This window comes from Bacillus sp. 05T31, from assembly GCF_056396725.1.
Window position 1 is genome coordinate 1 of sequence record NZ_JBFTMA010001377.1, and the last position, 457, is coordinate 457.

Here is a 457-nt window from a genome sequence, read left to right on the forward strand (position 1 = left end):
TTCCAAATATATAAAGGTGCATAACAATTATGGAAACCCCCATCCTTACCTGCCTCAGCAATTAAATAAGCCTTAAAATTCAACCCTTGAAAACCATCCGTTTTATAACCATCCTTTTTCACCCTTTCTCTAATAGTCCCCATATCATAATCTTTTGGCAAAATGACCTTATATTGCATACCAATCATGTTTATCACTCACTTTCGATCTTATATATATAATGATAAACCGATGATCGGCTGACGTAAAATAGGTATAAATTATGTTTGATATCATTTATAATGATACCGTATAAGGGGCTGAAATGAATGGAAATAAATGATCTTATCATATTTAAAACTGTAGCTAACGAAGGATCTATTAGTAAAGCCGCTAAAGAACTAGGCTATGTACAACCAAATGTAACTGAGCGAATCAAAAAATTAGAACAAGAATTAGAAACGCCTTTACTACATAG

General features: G+C 32.4%; 2 protein-coding genes. One reads left to right on the forward strand and one right to left on the reverse strand.

The features are described 5' to 3' along the window. Positions 1 to 188, reverse strand: a 188-nt coding sequence (locus AC1DJR_RS33380; RefSeq protein ID WP_477004610.1) for a DUF4865 family protein, incomplete at its 3' end; no start/stop codon positions are given. 120 nt (positions 189 to 308) lie between these two features. Here AC1DJR_RS33380 and AC1DJR_RS33385 point away from each other — a divergent pair. Beyond that, positions 309 to 457: LysR family transcriptional regulator (locus AC1DJR_RS33385; protein WP_477004611.1), on the forward strand; the 149-nt coding region annotated here is incomplete at its 3' end.